Source organism: Streptomyces sp. NPDC034085 (genome assembly GCF_055575555.1).
This window is the reverse complement of sequence record NZ_JBVISL010000006.1, coordinates 345,232-362,546: the sequence shown is the minus strand read 5'-3', so window position 1 is coordinate 362,546 and position 17,315 is coordinate 345,232. Positions and strand designations below refer to the sequence as shown.

The window sequence follows — 17,315 nt, the reverse complement described above, 5'->3', positions numbered from 1 at the left end:
ACGAGGCAACGGAAAGGACTCACCATGACCGACCTCTCACGCCTGCCCGGCCCGGCCCTCCACCACTGGCAGTGGCAGTCCCGGGCCGCCTGCCGGGCGCTCGGGCCCAGCCGGTTCTTCCACCCCGCCGGGGAGCGGGGGGAGGAACGCGACGACCGGGACCGGGCGGCGAAGCAGGTCTGCGCCGGCTGCCCCGTCCGCGCGGCCTGCCTGGAGCACGCGCTGCGCACCCGCGAGCCCTTCGGCGTCTGGGGCGGGCTGACGGAGGAGGAGCGCCGGGCCATGCTGGCCCCGAGCGCCCGCCCCGTCACCGTGTGATCACCACGAGCCTGCCTACGAGCGGGCCGCCGCCCAGGCGCGGGCGAACAGCTCGTGCGGGGGCCGCGGCGGCAGCAGTCGCAGCAGTGGCGCGTGGAGCGTCGTACCGGAGGCGGACGCCAGGTGCGCGGCCAGTTTGGCCTGCTCCACCGGCAGGTGCGGAGCCTTGAACTCCGTCCACTGGCCCGGGATGAACAGCGTGCGCCCCGCGCGGGCCCGCTTGCCGCTCTCCACGGCGCCGCAGGCCGCCAGCTCCGCCTGAGCCGCCTTGTGGCGGGCCGCCGTCCAGCCGTTCCAGCGGCGGACGGCGCGGTCCGTCGGGCGGGCGAGGGCCAGCAGCTGGAGGTACAGGGCGGCGGCGTCCGCCCCGACCCCGAGGGTTCCGGCGGCCTCCGCGACCAGGTCGGGGGCGCTCAGCGCCGGGTCGGCCTCGTAGCCGCCCTCGGGGACCGGGGTGGCGGCGGCGCGGGTGGCGAGGCGGCCGAGGCCGTCGAGGAGGTCCCGATGCCGGCGCAGGACCGTCAGCAGGTGGCCTTGGCGCACCGCGCCGGCCACCCGCTCGGCCCGCTCCATCCGCTCCGGGTCGGTGAGGGCGGCCGTCCGCAGGAAGACGTCCCCGCTGGGCACCGCCACCACGAACAGCCCGTCGTCACGGACCGCGGAGGTCCCGGCGGCCCCCTCCCACAGCGGCTGCGGGCAGGGCAGGACGGTCCCCTCGTACGGGGTGAACTCCGGGTCGGCCTCCGCGATCGCGACCAGCTCCTGGAAGAAGCCGCCCAGCGGGAGGAGCGCGCCGGGGCCGTCCAGCTGGGCCCGCAGCCTTCCGTACAGGGCCAGCGCGCCCCGGGCCGCCGGATCCCCGACGGGCCGCTCGGTCAGCGCCCAGGCGATCACGGACGCGGCCTGCCGGTGCGCGGGCCACCGGGAGTCCACCCACTCCCCGGCGCTGCCGTCGGGGCCGGCGTGGTGGAGGTGGATCCCGCCCGTGCGGCTGCCGACGAGCAGCAGGCCGTCCTGGCCGAAGGGCGCGTCGGCGGGCGCGTGCCCGGCGGGCAGGGCCCGCGCCCAGCTGTCGGGCAGGCCCAGTTCAGCCTCCAGGGCGGCCGCCAGCTCCTCGTCCGCGGGCTCCTCGACGCCGAGGAGCCCGGTCCACACGGCGGCCATCCGCTCGGCCGCCGCCGTGGCCCCGCCGGGCTGCCACAGGCCGGCGGGGTCCTGCGGCAGGCCGGCCGCGAGGACCGCGCGCCGTCCGGCGTCGCCGAGGCGGCGGCAGAGGGCGTCGTACTGCTCCGCGAGGGACTTGTTCGCCTTGTAGGGGGCGGACGCCAACAGCTTGAGGTGCTCGCCGTGGTGGTCGCGGCCGGGGAAGCCCGCGAGGACCAGCCGCGCGAGCGGGCCGCGTACGCCGGTCAGCCGGGCGAACGCCTCCACCGCGGCCGGCGGCACCTCCAGCGGGCCCCGCTCGGCGAGCAGGTCCAGCAGCCGGGGCAGGCGTACGGTGTCGTCGTCCTCGACGACGGTGGTGGCGCAGTCCTCCGCGCCCTCCGGGGCGGGATCGCCGGCCCGCTGGAGGAACCAGGCCAGGCCGTCGCGGACGGCGCCGGACGTCAGGGTCCGCCCGGCGGCACGGCAGCCGGCCAGCGCGTCCTCGCGGGCCCGGCCGGTACGCCAGGCGCCGCCCCGCTCGGCGAAGGGCTGCCCGCTCCAGGTCCGCAGCAGCGCGGCCAGTGCCGTGCGGTCCTGGTCCGGGGTGGTCGCGACGGCGGCCCGCCAGGCGACGGCTCCGATCCCGCCGACCAGCGGCTCCCAGGTCTCGGGGGCGGCGGGGCGGGCCAGGACGCGGGCCTCGTCGCCGATCTCGCCGCGCAGGTGGCGCCCGTCGGCGGCGACGGCGGTCAGCAGCGCGGACTGCGGGGCGGGCGCCGGCTCGTCGTAGCGGCGGCTGCGGTGGGGCACCAGCTGGTACAGGGCGGGGGCGAGGACGGAGTCGGGTACCTCGGTGCACAGGGAGACGACCGGGACGGCCCGCATGACGGCCACCCGCCGGGCCAGCTCGCGCAGCCGGCGCAGGGCGTCGGCGGCGAGCCGGGCGGCCCGGCCTACGCCGTCGGCGATGCGGGGTTCGAGGCGGCCGGGCAGGGCGGGGGCCGGGTCGCCCGCGAGGGCGGCGTCGAGCAGGGCCCGTACGGCGGTGTCGTCCACGCGGCGCAGGGCCTTGGAGGAGGTGTCGCAGCGCGGGGTGAGGAAGTGCCAGAAGGCGGGCGGCGGGAACGGGCCCGCGGCTTCTCCGAAGCCGGGGGTGCGGCGGCGGTCGGAGCCGGGGAAGCCGTGCACCTGCCAGAGGAGGGAGTTGTCCTCGGCGGCGTGGCAGCGGACGGCCTCCTGGCCGACGAGCACCGCGTCCTCACCGCCGTGGGGCATGCGGATCACGGCCCAGGGCCGGCGGCCCCAGCGGCGGCTGCGGTAGGAGGCCGTGCGGCCGTCGACGCCCTCCAGGACGAACGCGGTGGGCGAGGGGCCCGGGTACGGGGTGCGGTGCAGGACGCGGAAGCCGACGAGCGGGCCGTCCTGGCCGAGCGGGGAGGCCGGGGCGCCGTCGGGGAGGGCGGCGAGGGTCTGGAGGTCCCCGAAGTGCTCCGTGCCGGGCGGGAGCGGGGCGGCGGTGTGGAAGGGCGGCGCGTCGTGGCCGGGGCCGGCCGCTCCGGTGGCGGGGTCGACGCGGGTCCAGGTGCGCCAGGGGTCGTGGACGCCGGTATACCAGAAGTGCTCGCCGTCGCTCATCTGGACGTCGTGGGAGCCGATGCCGTCGCGGTCGCCCGGGCGCAGCACCCGGCCTTCCTCCAGCCGTCCGCCGTCCGGGGTCTCGAACTGGTAGCCGAGGCCGCCTTGGATCATCCCGCCGTAGCGGCGCAGGCCGAGCTGCCGCTCGGGGGTGAAGACGTCCTCCGGCCGGTCGGCCCAGAAGGCGCGGTCGCCGAAGGAGGCCTTGGGCGTGGTGCCGAAGCCGACCAGGAAGGCGCCGCCGACGTAGTGGACGGTGTGCGCGGTCGCTTCGCCGGGGAGGCGGAAGGTGCAGGAGGCGCGCGGGCCCGCGTGGTCGACGGCGACGGCCCGGTCGGGCCCGTAGACGGTCAGGACGGGCCAGGTGCAGGTCACACCCGTGACCCCGGCGGGGCCGCCGAGGGCGGCGACGGCCTCATCGAGGGCGGGCCAGCCGTACTCCTCGGGCAGTCCGGCGCGCAGGGTGCGGCCGAGCGGACCGGTCAGGTCCGGGGCGGCGAGGGCCTCGTCGAGGCCGTCCAGGGCACGGGCCGTGGGGCGGTCCAGGAGGGTGCGGAGCTCCTCGACGGCCTCGTCGGCCGCGGCGAGGCCGCCGCCGCGCAGGGCGCGGAGCAGGCTCTCGACGCGGCCGTGCACCTCGGCGGTGATGCCCGCGTTGCGCGGGAGGCGGGTGATGGCGCTGCCGGAGCCGCGCAGGCCGGAGTGGACGGTGCCCTCCAGGCGGGGCCCGAAGACCGGGTCGGCGGCCAGGGCCTTGAGGTCGCGCCGCGAGCGGCCGTCCCGGAACACCAGCTCGACGGCGACACCGGGGTCCTCGACGGCGATGCCCTCGGCGAGGCAGGCGTCGAGGAGGTCGGCGTCCAGCCCCCGGTGGCGGTGGCGGTCCTCGTGCAGCCGCAGCGGGGAATCGGCGGCGCGCAGCCGGGGGGCGAAGAGGGCGAGCAGCTCGAACAGCTCGGCGGGCATGGGCCGGCGCACGAGGCCGCTGCCGCTGCGGCCGTGGGCGTAGCGGCCCGCGTACCGGGAGAACCACTCGGTGAGGCCGCCCTCGGGGACGATCCGCCCGGCCGCGGCGGCGTCGGCCGCGCCGCAGCCGAGGAGCAGGCGCAGCCAGGAGGAGGCGTCGCCGCGGCTCTCGGGGAACAGGTCGAGGAGCCGGACCGCGACGTCCGGCGCCGGGGGGTGGGCGCGCAGCAGGGGCGCGGCGGCGTCGAGCAGCCGGTCGGGGACCGCCTTGCCCCGCGCCGCGCCGAGTACGAGGCCCAGTACGCGGGCCTCCTCGGCGGTGTCCAGGCCGGCGGCGCGGGCGGAGAGCCGGACGCGGCGGGCCAGGTCGGCGGGGAGCTCACCGGGCGAGGCGGCCCAGGCGCCCAGGACGCGTACGTACTCCTCGTGTGCCGCGCCGGGCTCCAGGGCGCCGGCGAGCCAGGCCTGGTGCCCGCTGAGGCCGGTCGCGGGCAGGGCGCCCGCCCGGGCGAACAGCAGCACGTTGGCGCGGTGCCAGTCGGGGTCGACGGGGAGGCGGTGGGTGCGCTCGGCCGTGCGGGCCAGGGTGTGGGCGCGGGCGGCGGAGCGCAGGTGCCAGCCGATGAGCCGGTGGCCGACGGTGTCCCAGAACCAGGGCAGGTGGGCCGGATCCAGCTCCCGTACCCGCCGCTCCAGCCCGTCCACGAACCGGCCGGGCTTCTCGTAGGCCTGGTGGATCGAACCGAGGACCTCGCCGAACAGGGCGAGGGCGGCGGCCGCGGCTCCCGGGTCGTGGGCGCGCGCCCAGTCCGGGTAGACGGTCGAGGTCCGCGGGTCGGCCGGCAGCGGGATCTGGATCTTCATGCGCCCGATCCTGGCACGCCGCTGTGACAGGCCCTCCGGCACGCCCTTCGAGACGCCCGGTCAGGCCCCGGTCAGGCCCCGGTCAGGCGGCCGGGTCAGGCCCGCTCAGGCGGGCGCGCCCGACGTGAAGCGCCGCAGCAGTGGGGACAGGACGAGCACGGACTTCGTGCGCTCCACGAAGGGCTCGCCGGCGATGCGCTCCAGGACGCGCTCGAAGTGCCTCATGTCGGAGGCGAAGACCTGGACGAGGGCGTCCGCGTCGCCGGTGACGGTCGACGCGGACACCACCTCGGGGTACCGCTCCAGCCCCCGCCGGATGTCGTCCGGCGAGGTGTTGTGGCGGCAGTAGATCTCGATGAAGCCCTCGGTCTCCCAGCCCATCGCGGCCGGGTCGACGCGGACGGTGAACCCGGTGATGGCGCCTTCGGCGCGCAGCCGGTCCACGCGCCGCTTGACGGCGGGTGCGGAGAGGCCGACCTCGGAGCCGATGTCCGCGTAGGAACGGCGGGCGTCCTCGGCGAGGGCGTGCACGATGCGTTCGTCGAGATCGTTCAGTCGCACTGCGGGCGGATCACTTCTCTGCTGTGGCCACTTCTTCCGTGGCCAGTCGGGAGCGGCGGATGCCGTACAGGAAGTAGAACACGAGGCCCACGATCATCCAGCCACCGAAGACCATCCACGTGGCGGTATCGAGCTCGAACATCATGTAGCCGCAGGCGAGGGCGCCCAGGATCGGGGTGACGGGGAAGAGCGCCACCTTGAAGGTGCGCGGCATGTCGGGGCGGGACCGGCGCAGGATGATGACGGCGACGTTGACCAGGCCGAAGGCGAAGAGGGTGCCGATGCTGGTGGCGTCGGCGAGCTTGCCCAGCGGGATGAAGGCCGCGAGGACGCCGCAGAACAGGGAGACGATCACCACGTTGGCGCGGGGGGCGCCGGTCTTCTCGTCGACCTTGGCGAAGACCTTGGGGACGAGGCCGTCGCGGGACATCGCGAAGAGGATGCGGGTCTGTCCGTAGAGGACGGCGAAGACGACGGAGAAGATCGCGACGATGGCGCCGGCGGCGAGGACGACGCCCCAGACGGTGGTGCCGGTGACGTCGGTCATGATCTGGGCGAGCGCGGCCTCGGTGCCCTCGAAGTCCTGCCACGGCATGGCGCCGACGGCGACGAAGGCGACGAGGACGTAGAGGACGGTGACGATGGCCAGCGACAGCATGATCGCGCGCGGCAGGTCCTTCTTCGGGTCCTTGGCCTCCTCACCGGCGGTGGAGGCGGCGTCGAAGCCGATGTAGGAGAAGAAGAGGGTGGAGGCGCCGGCGGCGATGCCGCTCATGCCCAGCGGGGCGAGGGGGGTGTAGTTGCCCGCCTTGATGCCCATGACGCCGATGCCGATGAAGAGCAGCAGGGTGACGATCTTCACCGCGACCATGACCGAGTTGACGGTGGCGCTCTCCTTGGCGCCGCGCATCAGGAAGACCATCGAGAGCAGGACGACGACCAGGGCCGGCAGGTTGATGAACCCGCCCTCGCCCAGCGGTGCGGAGACCGACTCGGGGACGGTGACGCCGATGGTCCCGTCGAGGAACTCGTTGAGGTACTGGCCCCAGCCGACGGCGACGGCCGCGACGGAGACCGCGTACTCCAGGACCAGGCACCAGCCGCAGATCCAGGCTATGAGCTCGCCCATGGTGGCGTACGAGTACGAGTACGAGGAGCCGGATACGGGGACGGAGCCCGCCAACTCGGCGTAGGAGAGGGCCGAGAACAGGGCGGTCAGGCCCGCGATCACGAAGGAGATCGTCACGGCGGGGCCGGCCTTGGGGGCGGCGGTGCCGAGGACGACGAAGATGCCGGTGCCCAGGGTGGCGCCGATGCTGATCATGGTCAGCTGCCACATGGTGAGCGAGCGGCGCAGCGAGCCGCCCTCGCCCTGGCCGCCCTCGGCGACGAGCCGCTCGACGGGCTTGCGCCGCATGAGCGGGTTCACGGGCTTGCGCGTCTCCGGGGAGAGCGGGGGTGCCTGGCCCTGATCGAGCACGAGGGGACTCCTTTGACACTGCGGATGGGGACGGGTCAGGCGTCGACCGCAGCGGTCCGGAGCAGTTGGCAGACGGGTATGGGCCCGTCTGGGCATGGGGGACCGCCGAGCAGGCGGTCCGCGCCACTCCACGTACAGGGGGTGAGCCTACGAGCTGAGTGATACCGCCCGTAATGCACCATCCTTGCACATTGGCGGACGATCGTTGCGCGGATCCGCTCACCATGGACGTTTGTTGCGCACGGATGATCGATCGCTGCACGGGCCTCCCCGGAGGCCTGTCCTTGACACCTCGTCAGATCTGCCGCAGCGTGCCGCCATGGACCTGGACGGGCTCTACGGGATCTCCGTGCCGCGGCCCCGCCGGCACCGGGGCCGCCCTGTTTCCCCGCCGCGCCGCTGTCCTCGTACGTGACGGGGCAGACGCCGTTCATGGACGGCGGGAGCGGCGTGCGGTTCCCGTACCCGAGGATCGGAGAAGCACAGTGAGACCACCCCTGGGCCCCGACGGGCGCTGGCAGGATCCCGGACCCTTCCTGCGCGGGGTCGCCTGGCTGGACGAGGGCCGGCCGGTGCGCGCCGACCCGGCCGACACCATGCGGCTGCCCTGGGACACCGGCGAGCGGGCCACCCTGCCCATCGGGGTGCGGCTGGAGTTCACCACCCGGACGGCGCACGCCGTGGAGATCCGCTACCGGGCCACCGTGCCCGGGCCCACCGACGCACTGCACGACCTCGCGCACGGCTTCGCCCTGTGGAACCGGCACGGGCTGCTCGCCGAGGTCTTCACCGAGCCGGCCGCGGAGTCCGTCGTACGCCTCGAACTGCCCCGGCAGCAGGCGCCCTTCACGCTGTACCCGCCCGAGGGGCAGTCCCCGCTGGTCCTCGGCCTGCGCGGGGTCGGCGGCGACCTCGCACCCGCCCCCGAGGCCCCCCGCTGGGTGGTGCACGGGGACTCCATCACCGAGGGCTGGTGGTCCACCCGCCCCGCCCACGGCTGGCCCGCCGTCGTCGGCCGGACCCTGGGCTGGGACACCGTGAACCTCGGCTACGCGGGCGGCGCGCGCGGGGAGCTCGCCACCGCCGAACAGCTCTCCGCCCTCCCGGCCGACGTCCTCACCCTCGCCTTCGGCACCAACTGCTGGACCCGGGTCCCGTACACGGCCCCGCTGCTGTACGAGACCACGCGCGTGTTCCTCGACCTGGTCCGCCAGGGCCACCCGCGCACCCCCCTGCTGCTCCTGTCCCCCGTGCTGCGCCCCGACGCCGAACGCGCCCCCAACCGCCTCGGCGCCACCCTGGGCGCCCTGCGGGACGCGATGGAGCGCGCCGTCCGGGACCGGATCGCCGCCGGGGACGGCCGGCTCGCCCTGCTGCCGGGCCGCGACGTCCTCGGACCCGAGCACCTCGCGGACGGCCTGCACCCCAACGACGCCGGACACCAGGTCCTCGGCCTCGCTGTGGTCACGGCCCTGCGGCGGGCCGGGTTCGACGGGGGGTGAGTGAAACACGCCATACCGCTCCCGCTGAACGGGCCCCGCCGTGGCGCCGTGTCCCCCACGAGCAGCCGGAGCGGCGCGACGCACCGGACCGGGCCACGGCCCCGTCGGAGACAGTGGGAGAGAACACCATGGGCATCAAGCGCGGAACGTCCCTGGCCGCCGTCGCGGTCGCCACCCTGGCGGCGACCGCCTGCGGTACGAACGGCGGCGCCGCCGCAACCGCACCGGCCGCAGCCGCCCCCGCCCGCGCTCCTCCTGTTTGCGGCCAGCCGCCGCCCTTAGCCTCTGGCACCTCGGGCCTGACGGTCCAGGAAATCGATCAGTCGCGTCTCCGAACGCAGAAGCCGTTCCCGCTGCTCAGGAGGAAGAGACGCGAGGAGGTCGACCAGAACTCGCTTCCGCGGGACGTGCACCATGTTGCCGGAGTAGATCCGGCAAGTGGAACACCAGGCGAGTCCGATGCACCGCTCGAACATCGAGGACTCTCGCGGATGGAAGCGACGCTGGTACGAACAGACGGGCGTTCCGCAGACGGCGCAGACGCGTCGATCGCCGTCGGGAATCGTGTCCCAGCTCCCGACCTTTCGCCAATTCTGCCGCCCGGCCGGTGCTCTTCAAGTCGTCATGCCGACATTCTCCCTCACAGAGCTCCACCCATCACAGCCTCCGAGCAAGACTCCGGCCGACCACCGAACGCCGCCTGATCACCCTCACGGAATCCGTGCCTGAACCGCCCTGTACCGGATCGACAAGAACACCGCCGAGGCGCCCGCATCGAACTGCGACGGGGACTGCGCGAAGGCCTGGCCGGTGGTCGCGGCGGGCGACGTCACCGCCGCCTCCGGGATGGACCCGGCGCTGCTGGGAGAGGCCGTCCGCAAGGACGGCGGCAAGCAGCTGACGGTGGCGGGCCGGCCCGCGTACCGCTTCGCCAAGGACACCGAGGCGGGCGACACCAACGGCCAGGGCGCCGGCGGCACCTGGTACGCCGTCGCCCCCGACGGCGGGCTCATCACCGCCCCGTGACCCCCGCCCGGAACCGCGCGGCCCCCGCCCCCTCCCCCCGGCGGGGGCCGCGCACCCGTTGGCCCGCCCGCGGGCCTTCCCTAGACTCGGCCCATGCTGCGCGTACTGGCCGTCGACGACGAGAAGCCGCTCCTGGAGGAACTCCTCTACCTGCTGCGTTCCGACCCCCGGGTGCGGAGCGCGGAGGGCGCCTCGGACGCCACCGGGGCGCTGCGCCGGATCACCCGGGCGCTGGAGAGCGGCCCGGACGGGCCCGACGCCATCGACGTGGTCTTCCTGGACATCCAGATGGCCGGGCTGACCGGGCTGGACATCGCCCGGCTGCTGGCCGGCTTCGCCCGGCCGCCGCTGATCGTGTTCGTCACCGCGCACGAGGGGTTCGCCGTGCAGGCCTTCGACCTCAAGGCCGTGGACTACGTGCTCAAGCCGGTGCGGCCGGAGCGGCTGGCGGAGGCGGTCCGGCGGGCCCGCGCGCTGCTGGCCGGGCCCGAGCGGGAGCCGGAGCGCGCCGCCGCGCCGGCGCCGCGCCGCCCGGCTTCCGGGGCGGCCGTCGCCGACCGGGCGCCGGAGCAGATCGCCGTCGAACTGGGCGGGGTCACCCGGTTCGTGGCGATCGCCGACATCGCGTACGTGGAGGCCCAGGGGGACTACGCCCGGCTGCACACCGAGGAGGGCAGCCACCTCGTGCGGATCCCGCTGTCGACGCTGGAGGAGCGCTGGGCGGCCCGGGGCTTCGTACGGATCCACCGGCGGCATCTGGTGGCGCTGGGCCGGATCGACGAGCTCCGCCTGGACGCGGGCGCCACCAGCGTCCGCGTGGGCGCGGCGGAACTCCAGGTCAGCCGCCGCCACGCACGCCAGCTCCGGGACCTGCTGATGCGGCAGGCCACCGGCTGAGCACGGCCCGCAGCCCGGACGACCGCCCGGCGTACCGGCGAGCCGTTCGTCGCACCGGGACGGGCGTACGGCGATCCGCCGGGCCCGTCGGCCGCAGGGGCACGCCCGGCGGCCCCCTCGCCGGGACCGGCCGCGCCTATCGTGGACCATCCGGCCCGGGAGGAGCGACATGTCCGAGATCGAGGCGCTGTTGGACGCGCTGAGCGGCCTCCCCCGCACCCCGCCCTCGGGCCCCGCCGAGGCCGAGGAGCTGCTGGCCCGGCTGCGCAGCGCCGCCGCCCGCTGGGCCGACGTCCTGTACGAGGCGCAGGAGGGCACCCGCCGCCGGCTGCCGCCGCGCGCGGAGGCGGCCCTGACCCTCGCCTTCCGGCGCGCGGAGGAGTCGTACGTGGAGCTGGAGATCGCCCTGCGCGACTGCGCGGAGCACCGCGACCCGGCCCTCTGACGGGCGCCGCGGCGCCCGGCGGACCGGCCCGGGGCGCCTGCCGGAACGGGCCTGTTGTGCCGCCGGAGGCGCTGCGTAGACTCCGAGGATCCCCTCCCCCGTCGAAGGACTCCGGTGAACCAGACGTACGCGCTGACCGCGGTCACCGTCGTCGTCCTGGTGACGGTGCTGGTCGGCGCGCTGGGACTGCGCATATCCCGGACCACCTCCGACTTCTACGTGGCCTCGCGCACCGTGGGCCCCCGGCTGAACGCGGCGGCCATCAGCGGGGAGTACCTCTCCGCCGCCTCCTTCCTCGGCGTCGCCGGGCTGGTGCTGCTCCAGGGGCCGGAGATGCTCTGGTACCCCGTCGGCTACACGGCCGGGTACCTGGTGCTGCTCGTGCTGGTCGCGGCCCCGCTGCGGCGTTCGGGGGCGTACACGCTGCCCGACTTCGCGGAGGCCCGGCTCCAGTCGCGGGCGGTGCGCCGGATCGCGGTCGGGTTCGTGCTCGGGGTGGGCTGGCTGTACCTGCTGCCGCAGCTCCAGGGGGCCGGGCTGACCCTGACCGTGCTGACCGGGGCCCCGGACTGGGCGGGCGGGGTCGTGGTCGCCTTCGTGGTCACGGCGGCCGTCGCGGCGGGCGGCATGCGCAGCATCACCTTCGTCCAGGCGTTCCAGTACTGGCTCAAGCTGTGCGCCCTGCTGGTGCCCGCCTTCTTCCTGCTGGCCGCCTGGGCGGGGGACGGCGCGCCGCGCGCCTCCTTCGACGCCCCGGCGGTGTTCCGCGAGCACACCTCCGTGACCGTGGGGCAGGACGTCCGGCTGTCGGTGGACACCCCGCTCACGCTGACGGTGACGGGCCGGGTGGACGGGCGGTCCCACGCGGGCACCCGGCTGACCCTGACGCCGGGCCGGCACGCGGTGGGGGCGCGCACCCGGCTGGAGTTCATCCCGGGGACCCCCGTCCCGGAGTCCCGTGCGGGCCGGGTACCGGACTCGCCCGGCTGGTCGAAGCCGCTGTCCGGGGGCGGGCGCGAGCACCGGCTGTACGCCACGTACGGGCTGATCCTCGCCACGTTCCTCGGCACGATGGGCCTGCCGCACGTCGCGGTGCGCTTCTACACCAGCCCCGACGGCCGGGCGGCCCGCCGCACCACCCTGGTGGTGCTCGGGCTGCTCGGGGTCTTCTACCTGCTGCCGCAGGTGTACGGGGCGCTCGGCCGGATCTACGCGCCCGAGCTGGCGCTGACCGGCAACGCGGACGCGGCGGTGCTGGTGCTGCCGGAACGGATGCTGGGCGGACTGCTCGGAGAGCTGCTGGGGGCGCTGCTGGCCGGCGGGGCCTTCGCGGCGTTCCTGTCGACGGCCTCGGGGCTGACGATGGCGGTGGCGGGGGTGCTGCACCAGGACGTGCTGCCCCGGCGGGGGGTGGGCAGTTTCCGCCTGGCGGTGGTGGTGGCGATGGCGGTGCCGCTGGCGTGCGGGGTGGTGGCCACCCGGGTGCCGGTCGCGGACGCGGTCGGGCTGGCCTTCGCGGTGTCGGCGTCCTCGTTCTGCCCGCTGCTGGTGCTCGGGATCTGGTGGCGGGGTCTGACCCCGCCGGGTGCGGTGGCGGGGCTGCTCACGGGTGGCGGGGCCGCGCTCGGGGCGGTGCTGGCGACGCGGGTCGGGCTGGCCCCCCGGGGGTGGGCGCACGCGCTGCTGGCCTGGCCGGCGGTGTGGTCGGTGCCGCTGGGGTTCCTGACGATGGTGCTGGTGTCGCTGGCCACCCGGTCCCGGGTCCCGGCCGGGACGGCGGCGGCGCTGGCGCGGCTGCACCTGCCCGAGGACGTGACCGGGGAACGCGCGGCGGGGGGCGCGTGGTGACGGGGGCGCTGGTGCTGCTGGAGGCGGCGGGTGCGGCCCTGCTGCTGGGGCTGGGCTGGGCCGGGGGCCGGTGGCAGGCCCGGCGCGGGGAGCGGACGGCGGGGCTGGACCTGGGCACGCCGGTCGAGCGGGCCACCTTCCACACCCTGCACACCGCTTCGCTGGCCGCTCCCCCGCTGCGGGCGGGCCTGACCGAGGACGCCGCCCGCAAGGCGGCGCGGCGGCTGCGTTCGCTGCTGGGGACGGAGGCGCTGTGCCTGACGGACCGGGAAGCGGTGCTGGCCTGGGACGGGCCGGGCGCCGACCACCACCAGCGGCGGGCGATGGCCCGGGTGGCGGTGATGCTGGAGTCGGGGCGCAGCCAGAGCGTGCGCACGGAGTGCCTGCGTCCCGGATGCCCGCTGAAGTGGGCCGTGTTCGCGCCGCTGACCGGTGAGGACGGGGTGCTGGGGGCGCTGGTCGCGTACGGGTCTCGGGAGTCGGCGGTGCTGGTGCGGGCCGCGACGGAGGTGGCGCGGTGGGTCTCCGTACAGCTGGAGCTGTCGGAGCTGGACCGGGCCCGCACCCGGCTGATGGAGGCGGAGATCAAGGCGCTGCGGGCGCAGATCTCCCCGCACTTCATCTTCAACTCCCTCGCGGCGATCGCCTCGTTCGTGCGGACCGATCCGGAGCGGGCGCGGGAGCTGCTGCTGGAGTTCGCGGACTTCACCCGCTACTCCTTCCGCAGGCACGGCGAATTCACCACCCTGGCCGACGAGTTGCGTTCCATCGAGCAGTATCTGGCCCTCGCCGGCGCCCGCTTCGGGGACCGGCTGAAGGTGACGCTGCAGGTGGCGCCGGAGGTGCTGCCGGTGGCGCTGCCGTTCCTGTGCCTGCAGCCGCTGGTGGAGAACGCCGTCAAGCACGGGGTGGAGGACTCGACCGAGGAGTGCCGGATCACGATCGCGGCGCGGGACGCGGGCGCGGAGGCGGTCCTGACGATCGAGGACAACGGCGTGGGGATGGACCCGGCGCGGCTGCGACGGATCCTGGCCGGGGAGCGGGCGGGCTCCGCGTCGGGGATCGGGCTGCCCAACGTGGACGAGCGGATGCGGCAGGTGTACGGGGACGCCTACGGCCTGGTCGTCGAGACGGGTGTGGGCGCCGGCATGAAGGTCACGGTGCGGATCCCGAAGTACCGCGCGGGCGTGCTCCCCTTCTGACGCGCCGCCCGTTGAAGCGGGCGGGCCGCCGCCCGCACCGCCGCGACCGGGGGTGTGCGCGTGGCCCCCGCCGCGCCCGGGAGGGCGGGGCGGGGGCCACGGGCGGACGGACTAGCTCCAGCTGGCGTGCAGCGGCTTGCCCTCGGCGTAGCCCGCCGCGGACTGGATGCCGACGACGGCCTTCTCCTCGAACTCGGCCAGCGAGCCGGCACCGGCGTACGTGCAGGAGGAGCGGACGCCCGCGATGATCGAGTCGATCAGGTCCTCGACGCCCGGGCGGGCCGGGTCGAGGAACATCCGCGAGGTGGAGATGCCCTCCTCGAACAGCGCCTTGCGGGCGCGGTCGTAGGCCGACTCCTCCGACGTGCGGTTGCGCACGGCGCGCGCCGAGGCCATGCCGAAGGACTCCTTGTACAGGCGGCCCTCGGCCGACTGCTGGAGGTCGCCCGGGGACTCGTACGTACCGGCGAACCAGGAGCCGATCATGACGTTCGAGGCGCCGGCGGCCAGCGCCATGGCCACGTCGCGCGGGTGGCGGACGCCGCCGTCGGCCCACACGTGCTTGCCGTACTTCTTGGCCTCGGCCGCGCACTCCAGCACCGCGGAGAACTGCGGGCGGCCCACGCCGGTCATCATGCGGGTGGTGCACATGGCGCCGGGGCCCACACCGACCTTGATGATGTCGGCGCCGGCGTCGATGAGGTCCTTGACGCCCTCGGCGGCGACGATGTTGCCGGCCACGATCGGGACCTGCGGGTCCAGCGCGCGCACGGCCTTGATCGCGCTGATCATCGACTCCTGGTGGCCGTGGGCCGTGTCGATGACGAGCGTGTCCACGCCGGCGTCGAGCAGCTGCTTGGCCTTGCCGACGAAGTCGCCGTTGATGCCGACGGCCGCCGCGATGCGCAGCTTGCCGTCGGCGTCGGTGGCCGGGGTGTACAGCGTCGCGCGCAGGGCGCCCTTGCGGGTCAGGATGCCGACCAGGCGGCCGTCCTTGTCGACGGCCGGGGCCAGCTTGCGGTGGCCCGCGTCGAGCTGGTTGAAGGCATCGCGGGGGTCGATGTCGGCGTCGATGAGCAGGAGCTCCTTCGACATGACCTCGGAGAGCTGGGTGAAGCGGTCCACGCCGGTGAGGTCGTGGTCGGTGACGACGCCGACGGGGCGGTTCTCCTCGTCGACGACGACGCCGGCGCCGTGGGCGCGCTTGGGCAGCAGCGACAGCGCGTCGGCGACGGTCTGGGTGGGCGCCAGCGTGATCGGGGTGTCGAGCACGAGGTGGCGGGTCTTGACCCAGGAGATGACGTCGGTGACGACCTCGATCGGGATGTCCTGGGGGATGACGACGATTCCACCGCGGCGGGCGACGGTCTCGGCCATACGTCGGCCCGCGATGGCGGTCATGTTCGCCACCACGAGCGGAATGGTGGTGCCGGTCCCGTCGGGCGAAGAGAGGTCCACGCCCTGGCGGGAGCCGACCGCGGAGCGGCTCGGCACCATGAACACATCGTCGTACGTCAGGTCGTACGGCGGCTTCAGGTCATTGAGGAAACGCACGTGCTGAACATCCCAGTCGATCGAAGGATCTTTCTACGGCCTCGACGGGGCAGCCAGCCGAGGAAACGCACGTACTTCATTCTCCCACGGCCTGGCGTTTATGCCGCCCGGGCTGATCGTCCAGGACATTACGGGCCGCCTGGTCGTTTCCTACGGGACCTGCTCCCGCGGGGCGGGAGTGGGCCGGCGGACGGACAGTGGGAGGAGGGGGAACCACCGGCCGGGCAGGAGGAGCCATGGCGAAGACGACGCGGGAGGAAACGCCCGTCGAGATCGAGGACGGCGCACTGGAGGTCCGGGTCAAGGAGATCGGCGGGGACCTCAGCGTGGGGTTCTTCCGCTTCCCCGAGGGTGCGGACCTGACCGAGGCGCTCCAGGGGCTGGAGGGCGACATGTGCCAGTGCCCCCACTGGGGGTACCTGCTCAAGGGCCGCCTCAGGCTGCGCACCGCGGACGGGGACGAGGAGTACGTGGCGGGAGACGCCTTCTACTGGGGGCCCGGGCACGTTCCCGTGGCGCTGGCCGACACCGAGTACGTCGATTTCTCCCCGAGCGGCGAGTTCCGCAGGGTCATCGACCACGTGAAGGGCCGGCCGGGCTAGCCCGGCAGGTTACCCCGGTGCGGAACGCGCTCCCCTCCGTACCGGGGTCGGCGTGCCGCCCGGGGGCATCAGCGGGTGTACGGACGGGGGCCCGGCCGGCTAGGACGACGCCGGCCCGGCCAGCAGCACCTTCAGCGCGGGAGCCCCGTCCTGCTCGCGCCAGAAGCCGGCCGCCTCCTCCAGGACCTCCCGCAGGGTGTCCCAGTCGTCCGGCCGCTCGGCGGCGTAGCCGCGCCACGAGGTCACCGCCAGCAGCCGTCCGGGGGCGTCCGGCAGCCAGGACAGGTCGGTCAGCACGTCGGCCAGCGCGTCCCAGTTCCCGCCGAACCACTGCGGCGCCCCCAGGATCCGCGCGCAGCGCCGCATCAGCGCCGCCTTGCTCCGTACGCCGTCCAGGTCGAGCCGTACGACGCTCCAGCCGGCCTCCTCGGCGGCGGCCAGAGCCGGGGCGAGCGGCTGCGGGTCGAGGCTCATCGGAGAACCGCCTTGAAGGTTTCGTAGTGGTCGTCCGTGTAGAAGAACTCCCCGCCCTGGCCCGTCACGATCCGCCGGGCGCCGCGGTCGTGCTCGCCCGGTGTCCGTACCGTGAACTCGTGGTAGTAGCCGCGCTTCTGCTTCGGCAGGGCCTTCTCGAAGTTCCCGAAGACGGTCCCGTCCTGCCGGTACGCGTACGGCCCGCCCCGGTCGATGAGCGCCAGGACCTCGCGCGCCTGCGGCGGCAGCGCGTCGGCCCGTACGGTGGGCATCCCCTTCGCCCAGGCGGGAGCGGCCGCGGCGGTGGAGCGCGCGGCGGACGGCGCCGGGGCGCCCCCACCGCCGCAGCCCAACAGCGCGGCGGTCAGTGCGGCGCACAGGAACAGGGCTCCCAGCACACGCGCCGGCGATCGGGGCACGTTCCCTAGGATCATGCCCCGATCGTCCCAAACATCCGGTCCGGCCGCTAACGGCCCGACGGCGTCAGAGCGCGGACATCTTGGTGTACGGACTCAGAACTCGTTTTTGGACCGAACCGAAGTCGACGAGGACGGCGACCCCCTCCTCCACACCGACGACACGGCCGAGGCCGTGCTCGTCGTGACTGACCCGGTCGCCCACGGCGAACTGCCGCAACGGCGGTTCCACGGGAGCCTTGAACGGGCTTGACGGCAAATGACGGCGAGGCACTGCAGACTTGGTCATCGGAATCAGTATGCGCCCGCGAGGCCGTCCCGCGCCCCATCGGAGGGTCTCGATTACGGCACCATTCGTCCCGCGGGCCGCCACAGCACC

14 protein-coding genes and 1 pseudogene are annotated in these 17,315 nt (G+C 74.8%); 8 read left to right on the top strand and 7 right to left on the bottom strand.

Translation table 11 applies throughout. The features are described 5' to 3' along the window. Positions 1-24: 24 nt before the first annotated feature. Positions 25-318, top strand: a complete 294-nt coding sequence (locus ACZ501_RS22980) for a WhiB family transcriptional regulator (protein WP_362457186.1) — start codon at positions 25-27, stop codon at positions 316-318. A gap of 15 nt (positions 319-333) precedes the next feature. Here the strand turns inward: ACZ501_RS22980 and ACZ501_RS22975 are convergent, their stop codons facing one another. The 3 genes from ACZ501_RS22975 to ACZ501_RS22965 all read right to left on the bottom strand — a co-directional run bounded on the left by ACZ501_RS22975 (position 334) and on the right by ACZ501_RS22965 (position 6,970). After that, entirely contained in the window at positions 334-4,929 is a 4,596-nt protein-coding gene (locus ACZ501_RS22975) for a hypothetical protein (protein ID WP_468797605.1), read from the bottom strand. 105 nt (positions 4,930-5,034) lie between these two features. Further along, on the bottom strand, positions 5,035-5,490 hold the full coding sequence (locus tag ACZ501_RS22970) for an Lrp/AsnC family transcriptional regulator (protein WP_007262967.1): 456 nt from the start codon (positions 5,488-5,490) through the stop codon (positions 5,035-5,037). Positions 5,491-5,500: 10 nt separating this feature from the next. Beyond that, positions 5,501-6,970 (bottom strand): amino acid transporter, encoded by a 1,470-nt coding sequence (locus tag ACZ501_RS22965; RefSeq protein ID WP_361608873.1) that lies wholly within the window; start codon positions 6,968-6,970, stop codon positions 5,501-5,503. 485 nt (positions 6,971-7,455) lie between these two features. Here ACZ501_RS22965 and ACZ501_RS22960 point away from each other — a divergent pair, with 485 nt between their 5' ends. The 6 genes and pseudogenes from ACZ501_RS22960 to ACZ501_RS22935 all read left to right on the top strand — a co-directional run bounded on the left by ACZ501_RS22960 (position 7,456) and on the right by ACZ501_RS22935 (position 13,890). Further along, positions 7,456-8,472 carry a GDSL-type esterase/lipase family protein gene (locus tag ACZ501_RS22960; RefSeq protein WP_361608871.1) on the top strand — a complete coding sequence of 339 codons (1,017 nt, stop codon included), beginning with the start codon at positions 7,456-7,458 and terminating at the stop codon, positions 8,470-8,472. A gap of 735 nt (positions 8,473-9,207) precedes the next feature. Beyond that, positions 9,208-9,477 (top strand): annotated as a pseudogene (locus tag ACZ501_RS22955) (SCO0930 family lipoprotein); the annotation flags it as partial. 114 nt (positions 9,478-9,591) lie between these two features. Next, on the top strand, positions 9,592-10,395 hold the full coding sequence (locus ACZ501_RS22950; protein ID WP_361608867.1) for a LytR/AlgR family response regulator transcription factor: 804 nt from the start codon (positions 9,592-9,594) through the stop codon (positions 10,393-10,395). A 169-nt stretch (positions 10,396-10,564) separates the two neighbouring features. Beyond that, a complete protein-coding gene (locus ACZ501_RS22945; RefSeq protein WP_361608865.1) occupies positions 10,565-10,840 on the top strand; it encodes a hypothetical protein in 276 nt (91 codons plus the stop codon). Between the two features lie 114 nt (positions 10,841-10,954). Next, positions 10,955-12,688 (top strand): sodium/solute symporter, encoded by a 1,734-nt coding sequence (locus ACZ501_RS22940; RefSeq protein WP_468797602.1) that lies wholly within the window; start codon positions 10,955-10,957, stop codon positions 12,686-12,688. Then, on the top strand, positions 12,685-13,890 hold the full coding sequence (locus tag ACZ501_RS22935; protein WP_468797599.1) for a sensor histidine kinase: 1,206 nt from the start codon (positions 12,685-12,687) through the stop codon (positions 13,888-13,890). The genes ACZ501_RS22940 and ACZ501_RS22935 overlap by 4 nt, the downstream gene beginning before the upstream one ends. A gap of 111 nt (positions 13,891-14,001) precedes the next feature. Here ACZ501_RS22935 and ACZ501_RS22930 read toward each other — a convergent pair whose 3' ends face one another. Continuing rightward, positions 14,002-15,465: a GuaB1 family IMP dehydrogenase-related protein gene (locus tag ACZ501_RS22930; protein ID WP_361609478.1), complete on the bottom strand. Its 1,464-nt coding sequence runs from the start codon at positions 15,463-15,465 to the stop codon at positions 14,002-14,004. A 215-nt stretch (positions 15,466-15,680) separates the two neighbouring features. Here ACZ501_RS22930 and ACZ501_RS22925 point away from each other — a divergent pair, with 215 nt between their 5' ends. After that, a complete protein-coding gene (locus ACZ501_RS22925; protein ID WP_468797596.1) occupies positions 15,681-16,046 on the top strand; it encodes a cupin domain-containing protein in 366 nt (121 codons plus the stop codon). A gap of 99 nt (positions 16,047-16,145) precedes the next feature. Here the strand turns inward: ACZ501_RS22925 and ACZ501_RS22920 are convergent, their stop codons facing one another. Genes ACZ501_RS22920 through ACZ501_RS22910 form a run of 3 tightly spaced genes read right to left on the bottom strand, consistent with a single transcriptional unit; the run spans position 16,146 to position 17,225 of the window. Continuing rightward, the gene (locus ACZ501_RS22920; protein ID WP_361609462.1) at positions 16,146-16,520 is read right to left on the bottom strand and encodes a barstar family protein; all 375 of its coding nucleotides are present in this window, start codon (positions 16,518-16,520) and stop codon (positions 16,146-16,148) included. Then, positions 16,517-16,954 carry a guanyl-specific ribonuclease gene (locus ACZ501_RS22915; protein ID WP_468797593.1) on the bottom strand — a complete coding sequence of 146 codons (438 nt, stop codon included), beginning with the start codon at positions 16,952-16,954 and terminating at the stop codon, positions 16,517-16,519. Before ACZ501_RS22915 ends, ACZ501_RS22920 begins: the two co-directional genes overlap by 4 nt. Before the next feature lie 49 nt (positions 16,955-17,003). Further along, a complete protein-coding gene (locus tag ACZ501_RS22910) occupies positions 17,004-17,225 on the bottom strand; it encodes a hypothetical protein (protein ID WP_361609466.1) in 222 nt (73 codons plus the stop codon). Positions 17,226-17,315 lie beyond the last annotated feature (90 nt).

Coding starts and splice junctions, on each gene's coding strand:
- ACZ501_RS22920 (WP_361609462.1), bottom strand. CDS start 16,520: ATGAGCCTCGACCCGCAGCCGCTCGCCCCGGCTCTGGCCGCCGCCGAG.
- ACZ501_RS22975 (WP_468797605.1), bottom strand. CDS start 4,929: ATGAAGATCCAGATCCCGCTGCCGGCCGACCCGCGGACCTCGACCGTC.
- ACZ501_RS22980 (WP_362457186.1), top strand. CDS start 25: ATGACCGACCTCTCACGCCTGCCCGGCCCGGCCCTCCACCACTGGCAG.
- ACZ501_RS22910 (WP_361609466.1), bottom strand. CDS start 17,225: ATGACCAAGTCTGCAGTGCCTCGCCGTCATTTGCCGTCAAGCCCGTTC.
- ACZ501_RS22945 (WP_361608865.1), top strand. CDS start 10,565: ATGTCCGAGATCGAGGCGCTGTTGGACGCGCTGAGCGGCCTCCCCCGC.
- ACZ501_RS22925 (WP_468797596.1), top strand. CDS start 15,681: ATGGCGAAGACGACGCGGGAGGAAACGCCCGTCGAGATCGAGGACGGC.
- ACZ501_RS22950 (WP_361608867.1), top strand. CDS start 9,592: ATGCTGCGCGTACTGGCCGTCGACGACGAGAAGCCGCTCCTGGAGGAA.
- ACZ501_RS22915 (WP_468797593.1), bottom strand. CDS start 16,954: ATGATCCTAGGGAACGTGCCCCGATCGCCGGCGCGTGTGCTGGGAGCC.